At 61.8% G+C, this 22,109-nt stretch carries 11 protein-coding genes; 4 read left to right on the top strand and 7 right to left on the bottom strand.

The features are described from left to right. Both AAIS01_RS06440 and AAIS01_RS06435 read right to left on the bottom strand, forming a co-directional pair. On the bottom strand, positions 1 to 960 hold the full coding sequence (locus AAIS01_RS06440; protein WP_025213310.1) for an AAA family ATPase: 960 nt from the start codon (positions 958 to 960) through the stop codon (positions 1 to 3). Positions 961 to 1,406: 446 nt separating this feature from the next. Next, positions 1,407 to 1,760, bottom strand: a complete 354-nt coding sequence (locus AAIS01_RS06435; RefSeq protein ID WP_343468313.1) for a hypothetical protein — start codon at positions 1,758 to 1,760, stop codon at positions 1,407 to 1,409. A gap of 467 nt (positions 1,761 to 2,227) precedes the next feature. Between AAIS01_RS06435 and AAIS01_RS06430 the strand changes: the two genes are divergently transcribed. Continuing rightward, a complete protein-coding gene (locus AAIS01_RS06430; RefSeq protein ID WP_343468312.1) occupies positions 2,228 to 7,096 on the top strand; it encodes an NAD-glutamate dehydrogenase in 4,869 nt (1,622 codons plus the stop codon). Between the two features lie 182 nt (positions 7,097 to 7,278). Here the strand turns inward: AAIS01_RS06430 and AAIS01_RS06425 are convergent, their stop codons facing one another. From AAIS01_RS06425 to pdxR, 3 genes are all read right to left on the bottom strand, one after another. Beyond that, positions 7,279 to 7,683, bottom strand: a complete 405-nt coding sequence (locus AAIS01_RS06425) for a cupin domain-containing protein (RefSeq protein ID WP_343468311.1) — start codon at positions 7,681 to 7,683, stop codon at positions 7,279 to 7,281. Between the two features lie 245 nt (positions 7,684 to 7,928). Beyond that, positions 7,929 to 8,210 carry an antibiotic biosynthesis monooxygenase family protein gene (locus tag AAIS01_RS06420; protein ID WP_343468310.1) on the bottom strand — a complete coding sequence of 94 codons (282 nt, stop codon included), beginning with the start codon at positions 8,208 to 8,210 and terminating at the stop codon, positions 7,929 to 7,931. 123 nt (positions 8,211 to 8,333) lie between these two features. Further along, positions 8,334 to 9,767, bottom strand: coding sequence for a MocR-like pyridoxine biosynthesis transcription factor PdxR (gene pdxR, locus AAIS01_RS06415; RefSeq protein ID WP_343468309.1), 1,434 nt, complete (start codon positions 9,765 to 9,767; stop codon positions 8,334 to 8,336). Between the two features lie 205 nt (positions 9,768 to 9,972). On the opposite strand from pdxR, the gene AAIS01_RS06410 reads away from it, so the two are divergent. Continuing rightward, the gene (locus AAIS01_RS06410) at positions 9,973 to 10,413 is read left to right on the top strand and encodes a carboxymuconolactone decarboxylase family protein (RefSeq protein ID WP_343468308.1); all 441 of its coding nucleotides are present in this window, start codon (positions 9,973 to 9,975) and stop codon (positions 10,411 to 10,413) included. 27 nt (positions 10,414 to 10,440) lie between these two features. Here the strand turns inward: AAIS01_RS06410 and AAIS01_RS06405 are convergent, their stop codons facing one another. Next, on the bottom strand, positions 10,441 to 16,053 hold the full coding sequence (locus tag AAIS01_RS06405) for a putative Ig domain-containing protein (RefSeq protein ID WP_343468307.1): 5,613 nt from the start codon (positions 16,051 to 16,053) through the stop codon (positions 10,441 to 10,443). Positions 16,054 to 16,612: 559 nt separating this feature from the next. Between AAIS01_RS06405 and AAIS01_RS06400 the strand changes: the two genes are divergently transcribed. Together AAIS01_RS06400 and hemN are read left to right on the top strand one after the other, a co-directional pair. Next, on the top strand, positions 16,613 to 17,992 hold the full coding sequence (locus AAIS01_RS06400) for an oxygen-independent coproporphyrinogen III oxidase (protein WP_343468306.1): 1,380 nt from the start codon (positions 16,613 to 16,615) through the stop codon (positions 17,990 to 17,992). After that, a complete protein-coding gene (hemN, locus tag AAIS01_RS06395) occupies positions 17,989 to 19,377 on the top strand; it encodes an oxygen-independent coproporphyrinogen III oxidase (RefSeq protein ID WP_343468305.1) in 1,389 nt (462 codons plus the stop codon). The genes AAIS01_RS06400 and hemN overlap by 4 nt, the downstream gene beginning before the upstream one ends. 86 nt (positions 19,378 to 19,463) lie before the next feature. Here hemN and AAIS01_RS06390 read toward each other — a convergent pair whose 3' ends face one another. After that, entirely contained in the window at positions 19,464 to 22,106 is a 2,643-nt protein-coding gene (locus AAIS01_RS06390; RefSeq protein WP_343468304.1) for an excinuclease ABC subunit UvrA, read from the bottom strand. Between the last annotated feature and the right edge of the window lie 3 nt (positions 22,107 to 22,109).

Raw genomic sequence — 22,109 nt, 5'->3', positions numbered from 1 at the left:
TCAAGCGACGGCGACGACGTCGAGAATCCGCTGCACGACGCGGTCTTGGTCAATGCCGGCCGCTTCGGCTTCGAACGACAGGATGATGCGATGGCGCAGTACGTCGAACAGCACGGCCTGGATGTCTTCGGGGCTGACGAAGTCGCGGCCGGCGAGCCAGGCGTGGGCACGGGCACACCGGTCCAGGGCAATGGAACCTCGCGGACTGGCGCCGTAGGCGATCCATTCGGCCATTTCCGGGTCGAATTTGGCCGGGGTACGGGTGGCCATGACCAGTTGCACCAGGTATTCCTCCACGGCGTCGGCCATGTACAACCCGAGAATCTCCTTGCGTGCGGAGAAAATGGCCTGCTGGCTCACGCGGCGCTCGGGCTTGGTTTCGCCATTCAGCGCCTCACCCCGGGCCTGCTGCAGAATGCGCCGTTCCACCGCCGCATCGGGAAAACCGATCTTGACGTGCATCAGAAAGCGGTCGAGCTGGGCTTCAGGCAGCGGGTAGGTGCCTTCCTGCTCGATCGGGTTTTGCGTGGCCATCACCAAAAACAGCGGCGACAGCTCATAGGTGCTGCGCCCGACGCTGACCTGGCGCTCGGCCATTGCTTCGAGCAAGGCCGACTGGACCTTGGCCGGGGCACGGTTGATTTCGTCCGCCAGCACCAGGTTGTGGAATATCGGCCCCTGCTGGAACACGAAACTGCCGGTTTCCGGGCGGTAGATTTCCGTACCGGTAATGTCGGCGGGCAGCAGGTCGGGGGTGAACTGAATGCGATGGAACTGCGCTTCAATGCCCTCGGCCAGTTCTTTGATGGCCTTGGTCTTGGCCAGCCCCGGCGCGCCTTCCACCAGCATGTGGCCGTCAGCGAGCAGGGCGATGAGCAAACGCTCGATGAGTTTTTCCTGGCCGAGAATCTGCGTTGAAAGAAAGGTTCGCAGCGCCAGCAGCGCTTCACGATGTTCCATCGGTGACTGTTCCTGGAAAGGGTGGCCCAGGCGTTCGGTTAACGTCGGGGCTGGGGGCGTTACTTTAATGCATGGCGGGGGGTGGCGACTAACGGGATTTTGATTGGCCGTGTGAATTGTGATCGGCTTGGAAAGATTGTGGGGGTGGGTTTGCTTGCCATGAATCCCGCCCGGACAGGCGCGCTTACCCCGTGGCGAGGGAGCTTGCTCCCGCTGGGCTGCGCTGTAGGAGCTGTCGAGTGCAACGAGGCTGCGATCTTGTTCCAGACAATTGAGTCCTGAGCGAAAGATCAAAAGATCGCAGCCTTCGGCAGCTCCTACGCGCAGCCGAACGGGAGCAAGCTCCCTCGCCACAAGAGACTTGTGTCATTCCTTAAGTCCTGGGCAAGCCGCAAAACCTGTGGGAGCCGAGCTTGCTCGCGATGGCGTCCATGAAAACGCTGGAATCAGCCCTGTCTTACATAAGTCCCCGTTCCTCTGAGGATGTTCTGCAACGTCAATTCCACTTCCGCCAGATCCGCCCCATCGGTGCTGTGGCTGATCTCCAGCACGTCATCCCCGTTCAACACATCGGCATCCGCCGCAGCAATTTCGATTTTCAGCAGGGTCGGGCTGAGGGTGACCTTGACGCCCTCGAGTGTCGAAGGCTCCCCATCCAGGGCGATTTCCAGTTCGTCTTCGTCGGGGTAGCGGGTCATCAGGAACATTTCGCCCTGGGCGCTGTGGCAGCACAACATGGCCATGTTGTCTTCTTCGTCGTCGCACGGGTTGGCGATCAGAAGGGCGGTGGTCATTTGCATGGTGATGGCTCCTGGCTCGATGAGCCTTGCTGGGCGCAAATAAAGTGGATTTTGCCAGCCCGTACAACTTTCTGCTGGATTACTGCAGCCCCACGCGCAATCTGTGTGCAATTTCACACCGCAAGGTGCCGTTTTGCTCGCCAGGCTGCTACGGTTGTTCGATGCAAACCGGCTGTTTAGCTAGCCGTTGACCGAATATGTCGCAGCGCTGCAAGCAGGCACATTGTCGCACTCGTTAAGCTGCACGGCGGATGTACACCTGCAAAGGGCACCCTGAGTGCTTTTTGCAGGTGTCCATTACATGGAAATTACATGGAAAAGGATGTGACCTGCCGGTCTTGTCCAGCTTCACCCACCTGTCGTCCTGTTTCCTCTGCCCGAGAATCAGGAGCAGGATGGCCGACAGCCCTGAAAAGGGGTTGCACGCGACGCTTCCATCAATAACAAGCCCAAGCGGAGTACCACAGATGGCGTTCTTCACCGCAGCCAGCAAAGCCGACTTCCAGCACCAACTGCAAGCGGCACTGGCGCAGCACATCAGTGAACAGGCACTGCCACAAGTGGCGCTGTTCGCTGAACAATTCTTCGGCATCATTTCCCTCGATGAACTTACCCAGCGCCGGTTGTCCGACCTCGCCGGCTGCACGCTGTCTGCCTGGCGCCTGCTTGAGCGCTTCGATCACGCGCAGCCGCAGGTCCGCGTCTACAACCCGGATTACGAACGCCACGGCTGGCAGTCGACCCATACCGCAGTGGAAGTGCTGCACCACGACCTGCCATTTCTGGTGGACTCGGTCCGTACCGAACTGAACCGCCGCGGTTACAGCATCCATACCCTGCAAACCACCGTGTTGAGCGTGCGTCGCGGCAACAAGGGCGAGTTGCTGGAAATCCTGCCGAAGGGCACCCAGGGCGACGGCATCCTGCAAGAGTCGTTGATGTACCTGGAAATCGACCGCTGCGCCAACGCCACCGAACTCAACGTCCTGAGCAAGGAACTTGAGCAAGTGCTGGGCGAGGTGCGCGTGGCGGTGGCTGATTTCGAGCCGATGAAAGCCAAGGTCCAGGACATCCTGGCCAGCCTGGACAGCAGCGCCTACGCCATCGATGCCGACGAAAAAGGTGAAATCAAAAGTTTCCTGGAATGGCTGGTGGGCAACCACTTCACCTTCCTGGGCTATGAAGAATTCGTGGTCCGTGATGACGCCGACGGCGGCCATATCGAATACGATCCCGATTCGTTCCTCGGCCTGACCAAACTGTTGCGTGCCGGCCTCACGGTCGATGACCTGCGCATTGAAGACTACGCCGTCAACTACCTGCGCGAACCGACTCCGCTGTCGTTCGCCAAAGCCGCACACCCAAGCCGCGTACACCGTCCTGCTTACCCGGACTACGTGTCGATCCGTGAGATCGATGCCGATGGCAAGGTCATCAAGGAATGCCGTTTCATGGGCCTGTACACCTCGTCGGTGTATGGCGAGAGCGTGCGCGTGATCCCGTACATCCGCCGCAAGGTCGAGGAAATCGAACGCCGCTCGGGCTTCCAGGCCAAGGCGCACCTGGGCAAAGAGTTGGCCCAGGTGGTCGAAGTGCTGCCCCGTGACGACCTGTTCCAGACTCCGGTGGACGAGCTGTTCAGCACCGTGATGTCCATCGTGCAGATCCAGGAACGCAACAAGATCCGCGTATTCCTGCGCAAAGACCCGTACGGCCGTTTCTGCTACTGCCTGGCCTATGTGCCGCGCGACATCTATTCCACCGAAGTGCGCCAGAAGATCCAGCAAGTGCTGATGGAGCGTCTGAAAGCCTCGGACTGCGAATTCTGGACCTTCTTCTCCGAATCCGTCCTGGCCCGTGTACAGCTGATCCTGCGGGTGGATCCGAAGAACCGTCTCGACATCGACCCGGTCTTGCTGGAAAAAGAAGTGGTGCAGGCCTGCCGCAGCTGGAAGGACGACTACGCCAGCCTGGTGATCGAAAGCTTCGGCGAAGCCCAGGGTACCAACGTACTGGCCGATTTCCCGAAAGGCTTTCCAGCCGGCTACCGTGAGCGTTTTGCCGCGCACTCGGCCGTGGTCGACATGCAGCACCTGTTGAGCCTGAATGAAAAAAATCCGCTGGTCATGAGCTTCTACCAGCCGTTGGGCCAGGTCTCCGGTCAGCGCGAGCTGCACTGCAAGCTGTATCACGCCGATACGCCGCTGGCATTGTCCGACGTGCTGCCTATCCTGGAGAACCTCGGACTGCGCGTGTTGGGCGAGTTCCCGTATCGCCTGCGCCACACCAATGGCCGCGAGTTCTGGATTCATGACTTCGCGTTCACCGCTGCCGAAGGCCTGGACCTGGACATCCAGCAGCTCAACGACACCTTGCAGGACGCCTTCGTCCACATCGTGCGCGGTGATGCCGAGAACGACGCGTTCAACCGTCTGGTGCTGACCGCCGGCCTGCCATGGCGCGACGTGGCGCTGCTGCGTGCCTACGCCCGTTACCTGAAGCAGATCCGCCTGGGCTTCGACCTGGGTTACATCGCCAGCACCCTGAACAACCACACCGACATCGCTCGTGAACTGACCCGGTTGTTCAAGACCCGCTTCTACCTGGCGCGCAAACTCAGCGGCGACGACCTGGAAGACAAGCAGTTGCGCTTGGAACAGGCGATTCTCACGGCCTTGGACGATGTCCAGGTGCTCAACGAAGACCGCATCCTGCGTCGCTACCTGGACCTGATCAAGGCCACGTTGCGGACCAACTTCTACCAGACCGACGCCAACGGCCAGAACAAGGCCTACTTCAGCTTCAAGTTCAACCCGCACCTGATCCCGGAACTGCCGAAACCGGTGCCCAAGTTCGAGATCTTCGTGTATTCGCCGCGGGTCGAGGGCGTGCACCTGCGCTTCGGTAACGTTGCTCGCGGTGGCCTGCGCTGGTCCGACCGTGAAGAAGACTACCGCACCGAAGTGCTGGGGCTGGTCAAGGCCCAGCAAGTGAAGAACTCGGTGATCGTGCCGGTGGGCGCCAAAGGCGGTTTCCTGCCGCGACGCCTGCCGTTGGGCGGTGGACGGGACGAGATCGCCGCCGAAGGCGTGGCGTGCTATCGCATCTTCATCTCCGGCCTGCTGGACATCACCGACAACCTCAAGGAAGGCGTACTGGTTCCGCCGACCAATGTCGTGCGTCATGACGACGATGACCCCTACCTGGTAGTGGCCGCGGACAAGGGCACTGCAACCTTCTCCGACATCGCCAACGGCATTGCCATCGATTACGGCTTCTGGCTCGGCGATGCGTTCGCCTCCGGCGGTTCGGCTGGCTACGACCACAAGAAAATGGGCATCACCGCCAAGGGCGCGTGGGTCGGCGTACAGCGCCACTTCCGCGAACGCGGTATCAATGTTCAGGAAGACAGCATCACCGTGGTGGGCGTTGGCGACATGGCCGGCGACGTGTTCGGTAACGGCCTGTTGATGTCTGACAAGCTGCAACTGGTCGCCGCGTTCAACCACCTGCACATCTTCATCGACCCGAACCCGGAGCCTGCCAGCAGCTTCGCCGAGCGCAAGCGTCTGTTCGACTTGCCGCGTTCGGCCTGGACCGACTACGACACCAGCATCATGTCCGAAGGCGGCGGGATCTTCTCGCGCAGCGCCAAGAGCATCGCCATCTCGCCACAGATGAAAGAACGCTTCGACATCAAGGCCGATAAGCTGACCCCGACCGAGCTGCTCAACGCCTTGCTCAAGGCGCCGGTGGATCTGTTGTGGAACGGCGGCATCGGCACCTACGTCAAGGCCAGTAGCGAAAGCCACGCCGACGTGGGCGACAAGGCCAACGATGCGCTGCGCGTGAACGGCAACGAACTGCGCTGCAAGGTGGTGGGCGAGGGTGGCAACCTGGGCATGACTCAACTGGGTCGTGTCGAGTTCGGCCTGCATGGCGGCGCCACCAACACCGACTTTATCGACAACGCCGGTGGTGTGGACTGCTCCGACCACGAAGTGAACATCAAGATCCTGCTCAACGAAGTGGTGCAGGCCGGTGACATGACCGAGAAGCAACGTAACTTGTTGCTCGGCAGCATGACCGACGAAGTCGGTGGCCTGGTGTTGGGCAACAACTACAAGCAGACCCAGGCCCTGTCCCTGGCGGCACGCCGTGCATTCGTGCGCATTGCCGAATACAAGCGCCTGATGAACGATCTGGAGGCACGAGGCAAGCTGGATCGCGCCATCGAGTTCCTGCCGGCCGAAGAACAACTGGCCGAACGCGTCGCGGCGGGCCAAGGCCTGACCCGTGCCGAACTGTCGGTGCTGATCTCCTACAGCAAGATCGACCTCAAGGAAGCGCTGCTCAACTCCCAGGTGCCGGATGACGATTACCTGACCCGTGACATGGAGACCGCGTTCCCGCCGACTCTGGTGAGCAAGTTCTCCGAAGCCATGCGTCGCCATCGCCTCAAGCGTGAGATCGTCAGCACCCAGATCGCCAACGACCTGGTCAACCACATGGGCATCACCTTCGTTCAACGGCTCAAAGAGTCCACCGGCATGAGCCCGGCGAACGTGGCTGGCGCTTACGTGATCGTGCGGGACATCTTCCATCTCCCGCACTGGTTCCGTCAGATTGAAGCCCTGGATCACCAGGTGTCGGCTGACGTGCAACTGGAACTGATGGACGAGTTGATGCGCCTGGGTCGTCGTGCGACGCGCTGGTTCCTGCGCAGCCGCCGTAACGAGCAGAACGCTGCCCGTGACGTGGCTCACTTCGGTCCGCACCTGGCGGCGTTGGGCCTCAAGCTCGACGAACTGCTGGAAGGCCCGACCCGTGAAGGCTGGCAGACCCGCTACCAGGCCTACGTGGCGGCCGGCGTGCCGGAGCTGCTGGCGCGCATGGTTGCAGGCACCACGCACCTGTACACCTTGCTGCCGATCATCGAAGCGTCCGATGTCACCGGCCAGAACGCCGCCGATGTGGCCAAGGCCTACTTCGCCGTGGGCAGTGCCCTGGACATCACCTGGTACTTGCAGCAGATCAGCGCGCTGCCGGTGGAAAACAACTGGCAGGCCCTGGCCCGTGAAGCGTTCCGTGATGACGTCGACTGGCAGCAGCGGGCGATCACCATTTCGGTCCTGCAGCAGGGCGACGGCACCCAGGAGGTGGAAACACGTCTGGCGCTGTGGCTGGAGCAGCATCACGATATGGTCGAGCGCTGGCGCGCCATGCTGGTGGACATCCGTGCCGCCAGTGGCACGGACTACGCCATGTACGCGGTCGCCAACCGCGAACTGCTGGACTTGGCGTTGAGTGGTCAGGCGGTCGTAACGGCCAACTGATCCGGCGTTGAATGAAAAAGCCCCGCATTGAGAGATGCGGGGCTTTTTTGCCTTCAAGATTCACTGTGGACCCCTGTGGGAGCGAGCTTGCTCGCGATGGCGTTGAATCAGCCACATTGATATTGGCTGACACACTGCTATCGCGAGCAAGCTCGCTCCCACAGGTACACTATTGCCAGTGCTCAGTTCTTCAGCGGTCTCAGTACCGCTTCATCCTCCCCCATCACCATGAACACCAGCAATTTCGCCGGTTCGGTCGAGCTGGCGTTTTTCGAAACCAGATGCTCGGAACCCGCTGCTTCGTACCAGAACTCCCCGGCCTTGTAGGTCATCGCCGGCTCGCCTTTGACCTGGGAGGTGATGGCACCTTCCAGCACATAGGCCATGGCTGTTCCCTCATGTTTGTGGGCAACGGAGGACTGGCCGGGGGCGTAGTCGACGGTCAGCATCATGGCTTTCTTACCCGGCAGGTTCTTCAGCATCTTCTCCTGCAGCACGTTGACCTTTTCCGCAGGCGCGGTTTCGTGGGCATAGACCGGGGCTAGAGGCAGCAGGCTGAGGGTGGCGATCAGGCAGAGGATTTTCATGGGAATGACCTTCGTGAGTTTGAGTGATTTCGCGCTGTCGCGGCGATGGATTCACCCTAAGCTCCACGGTGGTGCAAACAAACGTCCAATCTTTCGGAAGGTGGGTAGACCAATGCTGAAGGGCCCCCTTGTAGGAGCTGCCGAGTGCAACGAGGCTGCGATCTTTTCCCAGACACTTGAGTCTCAAGCGAAAGATCAAAAGATCGCAGCCTCGTTGCACTCGGCAGCTCCTACGGGCGTGGGTGTCAGCGGTTGAAGTCCACGCTTCGGGCCAGGCGGTTGTCGATCAGGCCGATAAAACCTTGCACTTCAGGGCAGTTGAAATGGGCCTGCATCGCCGCTTCCGATTGCCAGCGGGCGCTGACGTTCCAGCGGTCGCCGTTCTCCGGGCAACGGTCAACCATGTAGGCCTCACAGCCAGGCTGCGCGCGCAGGGTTTCGACGATTTTCTGCAACTGGCGGCCCAGTTCTTCCGAGCGACCAGCGGCGGCTTGGACCTGTACGGTATTGATCACCTGGCGAGTCATGGTTCTGGCTCCTGAATCAAGTCGGACGGGATTGGCTCGACAATCAACGAGACCCCTGCAGGATAGGCCTGTAATGGCGAGGCTAAAACAGCCAATGGGCGGATAAATCCCCAGTCCAATGGCTCAGCTGAGCTGCTGCAAAATGTCCCTCACGCGGTCCAGGGCGATGTCGATGTCCAGGGTGTCAATGGCGCCGAAACCGAGGAACAGGCCGGGACGCACCGCCGCCTCATTGAAAAAGCCGTGGAGGCTGTACAGCCCGACTTCGGCTTTTTTCGCCAGTTCGATCACCAGCGCCAGGTCGATGGGCACCTTGCACAACACAGCCAGGTGGAAGCCTGCGGTGGTGGGAACCGCCTCGAACCAGGGCGACAGGTCCCCGGCCATGCGTGCCAGGATTCGCTCGCGGCGCCCGGCGTACAGCGTGTGGCAGCGGCGGATGTGCTTGAGCAGGCAGCCCTCGGCAATGAACTTGGCCAGTGCCCACTGGGGCAGGGTGGAGGTGTGTTGGTCGGTGAGGCGCTTGGCCAGGATCACCGCTTCGAGAATCGCTGGCGGCAGGATTGCGTAACCGAGGCGCAGCTCCGGCAGCAATGTTTTGGAGAAGGTGCCGACGTAGGCCACGATGCCGCGTTCGTCCAGGCTTTGGAGTGAGTCGGCAGGCCGGCCTTCGTAACGGAATTCGCTGTCGTAATCATCCTCGATGATGATTGCCCCCAACGCGTAGGCCCGCGCCAGCAAGGCCTCGCGGCGAGCCTGGCTCATGGGCATGCCCAAGGGAAACTGGTGCGACGGCGTCACATAAATCAGGCTCGTGCCGTCGGGTATGAGGTCCACCCGCATGCCCTGGTCATCCACCGGTATCCCGGCCACCGTGGCGCCGTGGGAGCCAAACAGCAGGCGTGCCGGCGGATAACCCGGGTCCTCCATCGCCACCAGGCTGCCCGATCGGGTCAAGACCCGCGAGATCAGGTCCAGGGCCTGTTGCGCGCCATTGCACACCACCACGTCATCGTCCTGACAATTGACCCCGCGGGAAAATGCAATGTGCCGGGCGATGGCATTACGCAGCGCCGGCAAGCCCTCGGGCTGGCTGTAAAAACCCTTGGCGCTGGCGATCTGGCGCAAGGCGTGAGCGGTGCAACGCCGCCAGTCGTCCAGGGGAAACTGACCCTTGCCGGTGGCGCCGCCGATGAAGTCGTAACGCAGCGCACCTTCAAGAGTGGGATGGCGCATCAGGTCCGGCATGTTGCGCCAGGTCTCGACGACATCGGCTCCGGCCAGCTCGCGGTGGCTTTGTTTACGCACGATTGGGGCCGGGCGAGCATTGACGTAGGTGCCTTTGCCAATGATACCGGTGAGAAAGTTTTCGTAGGTCAGTTGGGCGTAAGTGTCGGACACGGTCTTGCGCGAGACGCCCAGTTGTTCGGCGAGCAAGCGGCTGGGCGGCAGTTGCGTGCCGGCGGCCAGGCGACCACTTTCGATGGCGCTGCGCAGTTGTTGATACAACTGGCCCGCCAGGTCTTTGCGGCCGTTGATGACAACATGAAGTTCCATACCCGCGCGCTCCTGAGCGATTGTTTGGCGCCAGCCGTCAAAGGCGCAAGATTAACCGCATTGTGCGAATGCAAAGAAGTTGCGTGAAGAAAATCGCGCCAATTGGCCTGGCCGGGAAATGGTCCGGTGTTTTTCGACAGATTGGATCTGTCGCGCAACCTGCTCACGTCCTACCGTGCGGGTACAGATCATCACGGAGTTCGCCATGAGCCAGCGTCTGGATTACTACAGTGCGTCCCCAAGGGCGATGAAAGCCATGATTGGCCTTGAGGCGCTAAGCAGTCGCTTGAGTATAGAACCGGGACTTGTGCATCTGATCAAGATCCGTGCCTCGCAGTTGAACGGCTGTGCGTTCTGCACCGACATGCACTCGGTGGATGCGCGCCGCCTGGGCGAGAGCGAGCGGCGCCTGTTCGCCGTGGCGGTGTGGCGCGACAGTGGTTTTTTCAGCCTCCGCGAATGCGCCGCCCTGGCTTGGACCGAAGCGGTGACGCTGTTGGCCGAAAGCCAAGTGCCGGATCAGGTTTTTGCCCAGGCCCGCGCCGTGTTCAGCGAGGAGGAGCTGGTCGACCTCACGCTGGCAATCAGCACCATCAACAGCTGGAACCGGCTGGCGGTGAGTTTCCGCCAGAGTCCCGGTCCCTGAGTGTTGATGGATCCGCGGCCCCGCCGGTCAGGCTGTGAAGTCGCTGGCATGCAGCTCCTTGACCCCCACCAGTTCGAATTCGAACTCGGCACTGGCGTCGGCATTGACACTGCCATAGAGGATGCCATCGGCAAACCGCAGCTGCCCGGTGGCATCGGCGCCGAAGGCATTGCTGCCAATGAAGGTGAAGGCGTCGATGTCGGCGGTCAGCGGATTGGCGTCCAACCCGGTGAAGTCCAGTTGGTCGAACTCCGTGCTCTTGAAACCGCTGATGACATCGCGTAACGCCCCGACGCCCATGTCCGTCAGCGCCTCGAAGACGTAAGTGTCTGCGCCCGTGCCGCCGCTCAGGCTGTCGGTGCCCGCGCCGCCGATCAACCGGTCATCGCCCGAGCCACCTACCAGCGTGTCGTTGCCCGCTCCACCGTTGAGCACGTTGGCGCCGCTGTTACCCGTCAGGTTGTCGGCGTAGGCACTGCCGGTCAGGTTCTCGACAGACTTGAGGGTGTCGAGGCCCGAACCCACGGTGTTCTGTTGCGCGGACGTGGACAGGGTGGCCGTGACACCGGCCATGGCCCGTTCGAACGACACCGTGTCATTGCCATCGCGGCCGTCCAGTACGTTATTGCCGGCTCCGGCAAACAGCGTGTTGTCCAGCGCATTACCGGTGCCGTTGGCGGCGTCGGGGGTATCGATGTACAGGTTCTCGACGTTGTTGCTGAGGGTATAGGCCGTCAGGCTGCTGTGCACGCTGTCGATCCCGCCAGACACCGGGTCGCTGTTGGTTTCGATAACGGCGTCGTCGGTGTTGTCGACATAATAGGTGTCGTTGCCATCGCCCCCGCTCATGCTGTCGGCGCCGGCGGCGCCATCGAGTACGTTGTTGGCGGCATTGCCGGTGATGAAGTTGCGCCGCTCATTGCCGGTGCCGTCGATGTCCGATACACCCGTGAGCACCAGATTTTCCAGGTTATCGCCCAAAGTCCAACTGACCGAGGCCTGCACTGTGTCGATCTGTGCGGTCGAGGTGTTGCTTTCCACCACGGTATCGAAGGCGTTGTCGACCACATAAATGTCGTTGCCATCGCCACCGGTGAGGGTGTCGGCGCCCAGGTCGCCATCCAGCGTGTCATTGCCCGAGCTGCCCACCAGGGTATCGTCCTGGTCGGTGCCGGAAATCATCCCGCCTTCGTTCTGAGCGTCGTCGAAGATGTCCTGAACGCTGTTGTTGTCATCAGGATTGCCCTGGAAACCCAAGTCGTCGGCGATGTAATCGGCCAGGCGCTGGCCGACGATTTCCGCCGATTCCTCGTGCAAGTGCCAGACGTCGTCGGGATACACCAGCGGATCGACTTCGTAGCGCAGGGGCAGATCGGTGTAGTCCACGGCCAGCTTCACGTCCGCGCGCTCGGCGGCGATGGCCTCCTGGGTGGCGCGGACATAACCGACACCTTCGACAATGTCAGCGATCTTTTCTTCCGAATACCCACGGGCACGCGCCGCGTCCTGTTGGTAGTGCCCGGTCTCCATCAAGTACACGTTGAAACTGCCGAACTGGGCGTGCAGGTAATCAAACACGGCCAGGGTTGCGGTCTTGTAGGCGGCCGCCGCCGCTTCCTTGTCGGAGGCACGGGCGATTTCCTGGGCTGCTTCCTCGCCTTGGCCCCAAACGATGCCCAGGGTGACGTTGTCGATGGCCCTGAGCTCGGCGAGCTGATCCTGCAGCAACGCCACGGCGCGCAACAGCGCAGGCCCCGGTTGGTTGGTGTCGGTCAGCCACCAGCACAACTTGAGCTCCTCGGCGCCCAGGGTCGACAGGCCATTGACCGTACTGCCACCCACCGCGATGTCGATGCCATTGCCGTCGGCATCCTCGAACTGACTGCGAACGTCATAAGTGGTGTACCTGCTCAGGTCATTGACCAGCATCGACGTACCGGACTGATCATCGTCCTCGGTCATGCGCAGCAGGCGCGCATTGGACTGGCCGAGGGTTGGCAGGTAGAGGATGTCCTGCTGGGCGCGTTCGCCGAACACGAAGTCATCAGCGGTCAGGGTGTCGAGGTAGTTACCGCTCAGGGCGATTTCGAAGCGATTGCCGTCGGCGTCCGCTTCGCTGGATTTGACATAGGTCTTGTCGCCGGCCGAGTTCAGGGTCATGTACAGCGTGCCGTTGCTGCCATTGCCGAGGCCAAGATAGCCCAGGCCGGAAACATCGATCTTGTCGACGCCCACGGTGAAGTCGTAGATCGTGTCCGTGGCCGTGACGCCGCCGGTGTCGTAGTCGCGGTAGCTGTCGAGCACGTCGGTGTAGCGGAAGGTGTCGGCACCGTCGCCGCCGTACAACGAGTCGCGTCCGACACCACCGTCGACAATGTCCGCGCCGGCGCCGGCCCTGATGGTGTCGTTGCCACCCAGGCCGAGGATCAGGTCCGCATCCGCGGTGCCGTTGAGGGTTTCGGCGTTGTGGGTTCCGGTGAGGGTGTTGGCCGGTGCATCGGCCACCGCCAGGGCGAAGCTGTCGCTCACCGAGGCACCTGACGGATCGGTGGCCTTGACCAGTATGTTGTAGTTGCCTGCCGCAGTGCTGGTTGGCGTGCCGGTGAAGGTCAGGTTGGCGGCATTGAAAGTCAGCCAGGCGGGCAGGGCACTGCCGTCGGCCAGGGTGGCGGTGTAGGTCAGCACATCTTGGTTGGCGTCGCTGAAGCTGTCGGAGGTCACGGTGTAGGTGAACGGCGTACTTTCGGTGGCGTTCTGGTCGAGCAGGGGGATAACCACCACGGGCGCCACATTGCTGGGGGTGTTCTGGTCGGCGAAGACAAAGTGACTGGCGGTCAGGCTGCTGACCAGGTTACCCGCCAGCGACACCTCGAAGCGGTTGCCGTTGGCATCGACCGTGAGGTCCTTGAGGTAGGTGCGGTTGGTCGAACTGCTGTAGGTCACCAGCAGCGTGCCCGCCTGACCGTTACCAAGGCCGGTGTAGCCCAGGGCCGATACATCGATCTTGTCGGCGGCCACGTCGAAATCGAGGATCTGGTCACTGGCACTGGTGGAACTGGTGCGGTAGCTGTCGAGCTTGGAGGCGTAGCGAAAGACGTCGGCACCCGCGCCGCCGGTGAGCTTGTCGACGCCGGTGCCGCCCACCAGAATGTCGTTGCCGGCCCCGCCATTGAGGGTGTCGTTACCGGCGCCACCGAACAGTTGTTCGTTGGCGGCGGTGCCGGTCAGTGTGTCGTTGTTCGGTGTGCCATTGATGATAATCGGCGCGGCGGGGACGTCCTGCACCGCCAGGGTAAAGCTGTCGCTGACGGTGGCATTGCTGCCGTCGGTCGCCGTGACCTGAATGGCGTAAGTGCCCGATGCCGTATCGCTTGGCGTGCCGCTGAAGGTGCGGCTGGCAGCATCGAAGACCAGCCAGTCGGGCAGGGCGCTGCCATCCGCCAGTCTGGCGGTGTAGCTGAGGCTGTCGTTGTCCGGGTCGGTAAAACTGGTGGCCGGCACCACATAGCTGAACGGGGTGTTTTCGGTCGCGTTTTGATCCAGCAGCGGTGTAGCCAGCACCGGCGCCTGGTTGGTTGGCGACGCCGTGGCAAAGACAAAGTTGGCGCTGGTCAATGTGTCGAGGTAGTTGCCATCCAGTGCCACTTCGAAGCGGTTGCCATTGGCGTCGGCGGTCAGCGACTTGATGTAGGTCTTGGTCCCGGCGCTGTTGAGCACCACGTACACGGTGTCGTTCTTGCCGTCGCCAAGGCCGGTGAAACCCATGGCCGACAGGTCGATCTTGTCGGCGCTGACATCGAAGTCGGTGATCACATCGCCCAGGTTGACGCCGCCGGTGTTGTAATTGCGATAGCTGTCCAGGCGGTTGGAAAACACAAAGGTATCGGCCCCAGTGCCCCCGGTGAGGGTGTCTTTGCCGACGCCGCCGTCGAGCTTGTCGTCGCCCGCGCCACCACTGAGGCTGTCGTTGCCCGCCAGGCCCAGCAGGGTGTCGGCCGACTCGCTGCCGATCAGCGAGTCACTGCCACTGGTGCCGGTGACCACTCGGTTGAAGATGAAGTTGCTGGCTGTCAGGGTGCTGGTCAGGTTGCCCGACAGAATCAGCTCGAAACGGTTGCCGCTGGCGTCGGCATCGTAATCCTTGATGTAGGTGCGGTTGCTGCTGGCGTTGTAGCTGATCTGCAACGTGCCACCACGGCCGTTGCCCAGGCCGGTGAAGCCCAGGTCGGCGAGGTCGATCTTGTCCTGGGTGACGTCGAAGTCGGTGATGGTGTCATCGAAGCTGGTGGTGGCGTTGCGGTAACTGTCGGATTGGCTGGCGAAGCGGAACGTGTCGGCGCCGGTGCCACCGGTCAGTCTGTCGATGCCCGCGCCACCTACCAGGATGTCGTCACCCGCGTCACCGTTGATGGTGTCGTTGCCGGCCCCACCATAGAAAATCTCATTGGCGCTGCTGCCCACCAGGGTGTCGTTGCCGGGCGTGCCTTGTACGGTGGTCACCGGTACCGTGGCGCTGACATAGCTGCCGTCGCCGTAGACCAGCGTGGCGCCCTTGCTGGTGTGACTGATGGTGTTGGCGATGATCGCATTGCGGTCGGTGCCGTCTTCATTGCGCTCAGCAACACCGTAGGTCGACAGGTCGCTGCCGCTGATGATGTTGCCCTGGATAAGGTTATCGCTGCCGTTGAAGTACCGGCCGGACACGCCCAGGGTGTCGTCGTAGGACTGGATGATGATTTCCGGTACCGGATTACCCAGTGAGTTGTTGTTGAGGGTGTTGTCGATGACTTCCACGTGGTTGCTGCCGTAGATGCGAATCCCGGCGCTGGCGTTGTCGTGGATATCGACGCCGCTGACGGTGACGTCGCTGGACAGCTTGATCAGCACGCCTTCGCCGCCGTTGCCATACACTTCGCCGCCGGTGATGGTGATGTTGCTGGGGGAGGGGATGTCCTCGCTGCCGCGCTGCACCACGATGCCGTTGCCGCCGTTGTTGTAGGCAACGTTATTGGTGAGGGTGAAGTCGTGGGTGCTGGTGACGACGTTGAAACCGTGGCGGTCGTTGTCGTAGGCGACGTTGTTTTCAAAGGTGCTGTCGCTGAGGAAGTCAGCCACGAAACCGTCCAGGCCGTTGCCGTGGGACACGCTGTTCTTGATGACCATGTTGACGGTCTGCTCGTGGGGGTCGAAACCGTACCCGGAGCAATCCTTGATCTCGACGCTGTCGAGGGTGACGTTGGAGTCGTAGCCTTCTTCGCCGGGAATGTAGCCGTTGAACCAGCCGTCGATCTTGCCTGTGGTGTTGTCGCGGTTGCCGTCGATGGTGAGGTGGCTGACGCCGAAATCGTGGGTTTCTTCACCGTAGGCCGAGCGGATGATGCCGGTGATTTTGGTGTCGGAGCCGTCGGCCACCTTGACGGTGGTTTCGCCCATGCCGTCGCCGTACAAATAGACGTTGCTCTTGAGCATCAGGCAGCCGTCGGAGGGTTCCTCGCCGGCTGAAACGATGTAAGTCCCGGTCGGCATGTACACCTGCCCGCCGCCTGCGGCAGCCGCCGCATCAATGGCACTTTGTATCGCCGCCGTGTCGTCGGTGATGCCATCTCCTTTGGCGCCAAAATTTTGTACGTTGAAAATCATGAGCTTATCTCCGTATCGGGCTGGAACCACGGTAGAAGCCAATATTCCATCGGCGGCCACCGTGTTATGACCCGCAGGAGCGCAAAAGTTGTGACCGCATATCGGGCAAGTGTCAAAAAAACAGACTTACTGATCAGCGGTCGGAACGAGTTGAGGAGGCGGTAACGTTATCTTGACGCCCTTGCGGAATCGAAACGACGAACGCCTGTGGGAGCGGGCTTGCTCGCGAAGACGGTGCGTCAGCCGGTATTGATGTGACTGGCACACCGCCTTCGCGAGCAGGCTCGCTCCCACAGGTGGGGTATCGGGTTTCTGGTTTCCTTGATTGGCATCAACCCCCAATCCGACGCCGCGGGATAACCTCGAATAAACCATCGCCCGATAATCAAGGGCGACCAGTGTGTTTATCCATCTGGTGGCGATCGTGCTGTTGGCCAAGGGTATGTTTTACCTGACCTGGTGAGCCGTTGCGGCCGGTATCCAAGGCGCTTGATACAGGTCAAGGCGCCCCCCCAGGTTAAGTCCGACACTGTGCCTGCGCAGCCACTCGGAGATTGTCATGCTCGACCTGTTCCACACCCTCGGCGATAGCCCCCCGCAGCGTATCCCGGCGGTGGCGGATGTCGATTGCCCGGTCGGTACGCGCAAATTCCATACGGGCATTGGCTCGCTGGATCTGCTCCGGGAGTTGCGCGACAGTCGCCATAAACGGCGGCCGTTGTCTCTGGCGGTGCATCTGCCGTCGCGTTTGCGTTTGTCATCGTGTTCGCCCCTGGCGAGCGTGTGTCGGTGTGGCGAGATCGAGGGCTACCTGCAACACCTGACCTATGAAATCGGCCTGGTTGGTTGTCACTTGGGCACAGGACGTCGGGTCGAGGCGTTTTGCCTGACGGGCGGCACGCCGGTGATCGCCCATTTGCAGCGGCTGATGGATGACCTGCGCAAGCGTTTCGAGTTCGGTGAATACGACAGCGCCGAACACAGCATTGAGGTCGACCTGCATCACACCGACTGGTCCACCATGGGGCTGATTCGCGACCAGGGGTTTACCCACGTCAGCATCGGTGTGCCGGACATTGGTCTGGACAGCGATTTGTCCGTGGATTGCTATCAGAACCCGGCACCCATTCATTCGCTGATCGATGCCGCGCGAACCTTTGGCTTCCGCTCCATCAACATCGACCTCGGTTATGGTCATGCCTGGCAAACGCCCCATAGCTTCGCGCGCAAACTGGTCACGCTGATCGAGCTGGAGCCAGACCGGCTGCACGTCTTCGACTACGCCCATGCGCCGTATCGCTATCGTTCGAAAAAACACCAGCAGGCGGGAGCCTTCAGCAGCCAGGCCGATACAGACAGCATGCGCCGGATCTGCTGCGAGCAACTGACCGGGGCGGGGTATCACTACATTGGGCTGGGGCAGTTCGTCAGGGCCGATGATGATCTGGCCGTGGCCCAGGAGCACGGGCGCCTGCATCGCAATTGCCAGGGCTTCACCCGACGCGGTTGCTGTGACCATTTGGGCTTCGGCCTGGCGGCCATCACCCAGATTGAACACTTGTACGTGCAGAACACCGATGACCTGCTTGAGTACTGCCAGCAACTGGACGCCGGGCAGTTGCCGGTGTCTCGCGGCTGGCGCTGTGAAGCGCAGGGCCTGCTCAGGGCCGCAGTGACCGAGCAACTTGCCTGCGACCTGGAACTGGATATTTCGGCCATGGAAGCGCGTTTCGGGCTGGTGTTGCGCGACTACTTCGCGTCCATCTGGCCGCAGCTGGAGGCGTTGCGCAGCCAGGGTTTGATCGAATTGACCAGCCGTTTTATCGGCATTTTGCCCGCCGGGCGCCTGAGTGTGGATGCGATCTGCAATCTGTTTGATCCAGCTCCCGACGACGCAGGCATTTTGACCGGCCCCTTTGACAGGTTGACCCCATCATGAATGCTGTATCCGCTTTCAATCGCGCCCTGGTCGAGAAGTACGACCGTCCGGGACCGCGCTACACCTCCTATCCGACCGCCCCGCAGTTCCATCAGGCGTTTGCCATGGATGAGTACCGCCAGGCCGCCGAGCTGAGCAACCAGGCCTCGGTGCCCAAGCCCTTGTCGGTCTACATTCATATTCCGTTCTGCCAGAGCCTTTGTTACTACTGCGCGTGCAACAAGATCATTACCCGCAAGACCCACCGCGCCGCTGAATACCTGACTTACCTCAAGCGCGAAATCGGCCTGCAGGCGGCGCTGTTTGATCGCTCGCGCAAACTGACGCAACTGCACCTGGGCGGCGGCACACCGACCTATCTGACCCATGAGCAATTGGCCGAGCTGATGGACTGTCTGCATCAGTCGTTCGACATGGATGACAGTGACGCCCATGAGTTTTCCATCGAAGTCGATCCCCGGACCATCGATGCGCAACAGATCCAGGGGCTGCGCCAACTGGGGTTCAATCGCCTGAGCTTCGGCGTTCAGGATTTTGATGCCCAGGTGCAGATCGCGGTCAATCGGGTGCAGAGCGAGGCACAAGTGGTCGAGTTGGTGGAGGCCGCCCGCCTGGCGCGTTTCAAGTCGGTCAGCGTCGATTTGATTTACGGTCTGCCGCTGCAAACCATCGCCCGTTTCGATGTGACCCTGAGCAAGATCATCGCCCTGCGTCCCGACCGGATCGCTGCCTACAGCTATGCGCATCTGCCGCAACGGGTGCGGGCGCAACGGATGATCCGACCCGAAGACATGCCGCCGCCGGAGCGCAAGCTGGAGTTGCTGGAACTGACGATCAATCGTCTGACCGAAGCCGGTTATGTCTACATCGGCATGGACCATTTCGCCTTGCCGGACGACGAGCTGGTGCGGGCCCGGGTCCAGGGCTCGCTGCAGCGCAATTTCCAGGGGTATTCCACCCATGCCGATTGCGACTTGATCGGCCTGGGTGTGTCTTCGATCGGTAAGGTCGGTGACAGCTATGGTCAGAACGTCAAGGAGCTTTCCCAGTACTACGCTCGCCTGGATCAAGGCCTGCTGCCAGTGCAGCGCGGCTATCGCCTGAGCGACGATGACCGGTTACGCCGCGAGGTCATCAGCGAGTTGATGTGCCATGGGCGGATCGATTTCACCCGGATTCAGATCAGTCACGGGGTGGGTTTCAACGAGTACTTTGCCGATGCCCTGGTCCGGCTTGAGGAACTGGTACGCGACGGCCTGCTGGAGATCCACCCCGACTCGCTGGTGCTGCTGCCCCAGGGCCAATTGATGATGCGCAACGTGGCCATGGCGTTCGATGCGTATCTGGAGACAGGTCAGACGGTCCAGTATTCGCGCACGGTTTGACGATATGACGAGCGCTGGCCGTTCCCGCCGGGCTGCGCGGCTGCGCAGCCAGCGGGGATAAATCCCCTCGCCACAGTGATTGCACGTCAACCGTCGGGCTGCAGCACCCTGCGCAGAAACACCGCCGTTCGGCTCTCTCGACACTCGGCCACCTGCGCCGGAGGCCCGCATACCACGACTTTTCCGCCCTGGTTTCCAGCGCCCGGGCCGATGTCGATGACCCAATCACTCTGCGCCACCACGCGCATGTCATGCTCCACCACCACCACGCTGTGGCCTTCATCCACCAGGCGATTCAATTGCACCAGCAAGCGATCCACGTCCTGGGGATGCAAGCCGTTGGTTGGCTCATCCAGCACGTACAAAGTGGCGCCCCGGGCTTTGCGCTGCAGCTCGGTCGCCAGTTTGATGCGCTGGGCCTCGCCGCCGGACAGCTCCGTGGCCGGTTGGCCCAGGCGCAGATAACCCAGCCCGATGTCCTGCAGCACTTGCAGTGAGCGCTTCGCCGACGCCTGTTCGGCAAACACCTCAAGTGCCTGGTTCACGGTCAGTTGCAACACCTGAGCGATGTTCAGCCCCTGCCAGTTCACTTCAAGGGTCTGGGGGTTGTAGCGATCCCCGTGGCAGGTGGGGCAGGGTGCATACACGCTGGGCATGAACAACAACTCGACGCTGACGAAACCCTCGCCCTCGCAGGTTTCGCAACGGCCTTTGGCGACGTTGAAGGAGAACTGTCCGGCATCGAAGCCCCGTTCTCGGGCCTGCTCTGTGGCGGCGAACAATTTACGTACGTGATCGAACAGCCCGGTGTAAGTGGCGAGGTTGGAGCGCGGGGTGCGGCCGATGGGTTTCTGGTCCACCTGGACCAGCCGCTTGACCGCCTCGAGCCCGGCGGTGACGTGGCCACCGCTGGTTTGCAGCGGTTCATCTTCCAGGCTGTGTTCGTCGGCTTCAGCGTTGTGGCTGGCCTGCCCCAGATGGCTGCCCACCAGGTCCAGCAGCGCCTGGCTGACGAGACTGGATTTCCCCGAACCGGAAATGCCGGTCACGGCGCTGAAGCAACCCAGGGGAAAGGCGGCGCTGAGGTTGTCGAGATTGTTGCGGGTGATGCCTTCCAGGCGCAACCAGTGCTTGGGTGTGCGAGGCATACGCCCAGCAGCGGTGTCTTGGGCAAACAGGTAGGCGCGGGTGCGTGACTCACGCACCTGACTGAGCCCCGCCGGCGGGCCGCTGTAGAGGATCTTTCCGCCTTGTTCGCCCGCATCGGGACCCACGTCAATAAGCCAATCGGCGCGGCGCATGGTGTCCAGGTCGTGTTCGACCACAAATACGGAGTTACCCGAAGCCTTGAGGCGTTGCAGGGCCTGGAACAGCGCTTCGCTGTCGGCCGGATGCAGGCCGGCGGAGGGTTCGTCCAGCACATAGATCACCCCGAACAACTGGGAGTTGAGCTGGGTTGCCAGGCGCAGGCGTTGCAGCTCGCCGGACGACAGCGTCGGTGTGCTGCGCTCCAGGGCCAGGTAGCCAAGGCCCAGGTCGATCAGGGTGACGATGCGCTCCAGCAATTCAGTGGCGATGCGTTGCGCGGCCAGGCGTTTTTCCAGGGAAAGATTGTGGGTGTGGCGTGCATCAGGCCCGCCGGCGTGGGGATTTTCGCCCCGTGCCGCGCGTTGCTCGCGGGCCTCTCGGGTTTGCTGGTGGGTCAGGGTTGCTCCCGGTTCCTCGGCTTGCGCCAGATAATCGGGGGCGGCAACGCCCTTGAGCACCTCGGCCAGTTCCAGCAACGGCAGGTGGGACAGTTCGGCGATGTCCAGGCCGGCAAAAGTCACCGTCAGTGCCTGGCGCTTGAGGCGTTTACCCTCGCACACCGGGCAAGGGCTGGCGCGCATGTAGTGCGCCACGCGTTTGCGCATCTGAGCGCTTTGGGAGTGCATGAACGTGTGCAACAGGTAGCGTCGGGCACCGCTGAACGTGCCCTGATAGCTGGGCTCGAGTTTGCGCTTGAGGGCGGCGCGGGTCTGGGCCGGGGTGAGCCCGGCGTACACCGGGACGGTGGGGGTTTCTTCGGTGAAGAGAATCCAGTCACGCTGCTTTTTCGGCAGGTCGCGCCAAGGAACGTCGACGTCATAACCCAGGGTTACCAGAATGTCCCGCAGGTTCTGGCCTTGCCAGGCCATGGGCCAGGCCGCCACGGCGCGCTCGCGGATGGTCAGCGAAGGGTCCGGCACCATGGACGCTTCGGTCACTTCATAGACCCGACCCAGGCCATGGCATTGCTGGCAGGCGCCCTGTGGGGTGTTGGGCGAGAAATCCTCAGCGTAGAGCATGGGTTGGTCGGCCGGGTAGCTACCGGCCCGGGAGTAGAGCATGCGGATCAGGCTCGACAACGTGGTGACGCTGCCCACCGAGGATCGTGCGCTGGGCGTGCCGCGTTGTTGCTGCAAGGCCACCGCCGGCGGCAGGCCTTCGATGCTGTCCACGTCCGGCACGCCCACCTGGTCGATCAGGCGCCGGGCATACGGCGCGACTGATTCGAAGTACCGGCGCTGGGCTTCGGCATACAGCGTGGAAAAGGCCAGCGACGACTTGCCCGACCCCGACACGCCGGTGAATACCACCAGGGCATCGCGGGGGATGTCGACGTCAACACTCTTGAGGTTGTGTTCCCGGGCACCCCGAACCCGGACGAAGCCGGAGTGTTCAGACGAGGAGGTGAAGCGTTGGGGCATGGA

Origin of the sequence: Pseudomonas halotolerans (assembly GCF_039581215.1) — a bacterium.
In the GTDB taxonomy this organism is placed as follows: domain Bacteria; phylum Pseudomonadota; class Gammaproteobacteria; order Pseudomonadales; family Pseudomonadaceae; genus Aquipseudomonas; species Aquipseudomonas tehranensis.
The sequence above is the reverse complement of the archived record's forward strand: the minus strand, read 5'-3'. Positions and strand labels throughout refer to the sequence as shown.

What these genes read in the sequence shown, in the direction of transcription:
- AAIS01_RS06440 (WP_025213310.1), bottom strand. Translation starts at nt 960, where the DNA reads ATGGAACATCGTGAAGCGCTGCTGGCGCTGCGAACCTTTCTTTCAACG.
- AAIS01_RS06435 (WP_343468313.1), bottom strand. Translation starts at nt 1,760, where the DNA reads ATGCAAATGACCACCGCCCTTCTGATCGCCAACCCGTGCGACGACGAA.
- AAIS01_RS06430 (WP_343468312.1), top strand. Translation starts at nt 2,228, where the DNA reads ATGGCGTTCTTCACCGCAGCCAGCAAAGCCGACTTCCAGCACCAACTG.
- AAIS01_RS06425 (WP_343468311.1), bottom strand. Translation starts at nt 7,683, where the DNA reads ATGAAAATCCTCTGCCTGATCGCCACCCTCAGCCTGCTGCCTCTAGCC.
- AAIS01_RS06420 (WP_343468310.1), bottom strand. Translation starts at nt 8,210, where the DNA reads ATGACTCGCCAGGTGATCAATACCGTACAGGTCCAAGCCGCCGCTGGT.
- pdxR (WP_343468309.1), bottom strand. Translation starts at nt 9,767, where the DNA reads ATGGAACTTCATGTTGTCATCAACGGCCGCAAAGACCTGGCGGGCCAG.
- AAIS01_RS06410 (WP_343468308.1), top strand. Translation starts at nt 9,973, where the DNA reads ATGAGCCAGCGTCTGGATTACTACAGTGCGTCCCCAAGGGCGATGAAA.
- AAIS01_RS06405 (WP_343468307.1), bottom strand. Translation starts at nt 16,053, where the DNA reads ATGATTTTCAACGTACAAAATTTTGGCGCCAAAGGAGATGGCATCACC.
- AAIS01_RS06400 (WP_343468306.1), top strand. Translation starts at nt 16,613, where the DNA reads ATGCTCGACCTGTTCCACACCCTCGGCGATAGCCCCCCGCAGCGTATC.
- hemN (WP_343468305.1), top strand. Translation starts at nt 17,989, where the DNA reads ATGAATGCTGTATCCGCTTTCAATCGCGCCCTGGTCGAGAAGTACGAC.
- AAIS01_RS06390 (WP_343468304.1), bottom strand. Translation starts at nt 22,106, where the DNA reads ATGCCCCAACGCTTCACCTCCTCGTCTGAACACTCCGGCTTCGTCCGG.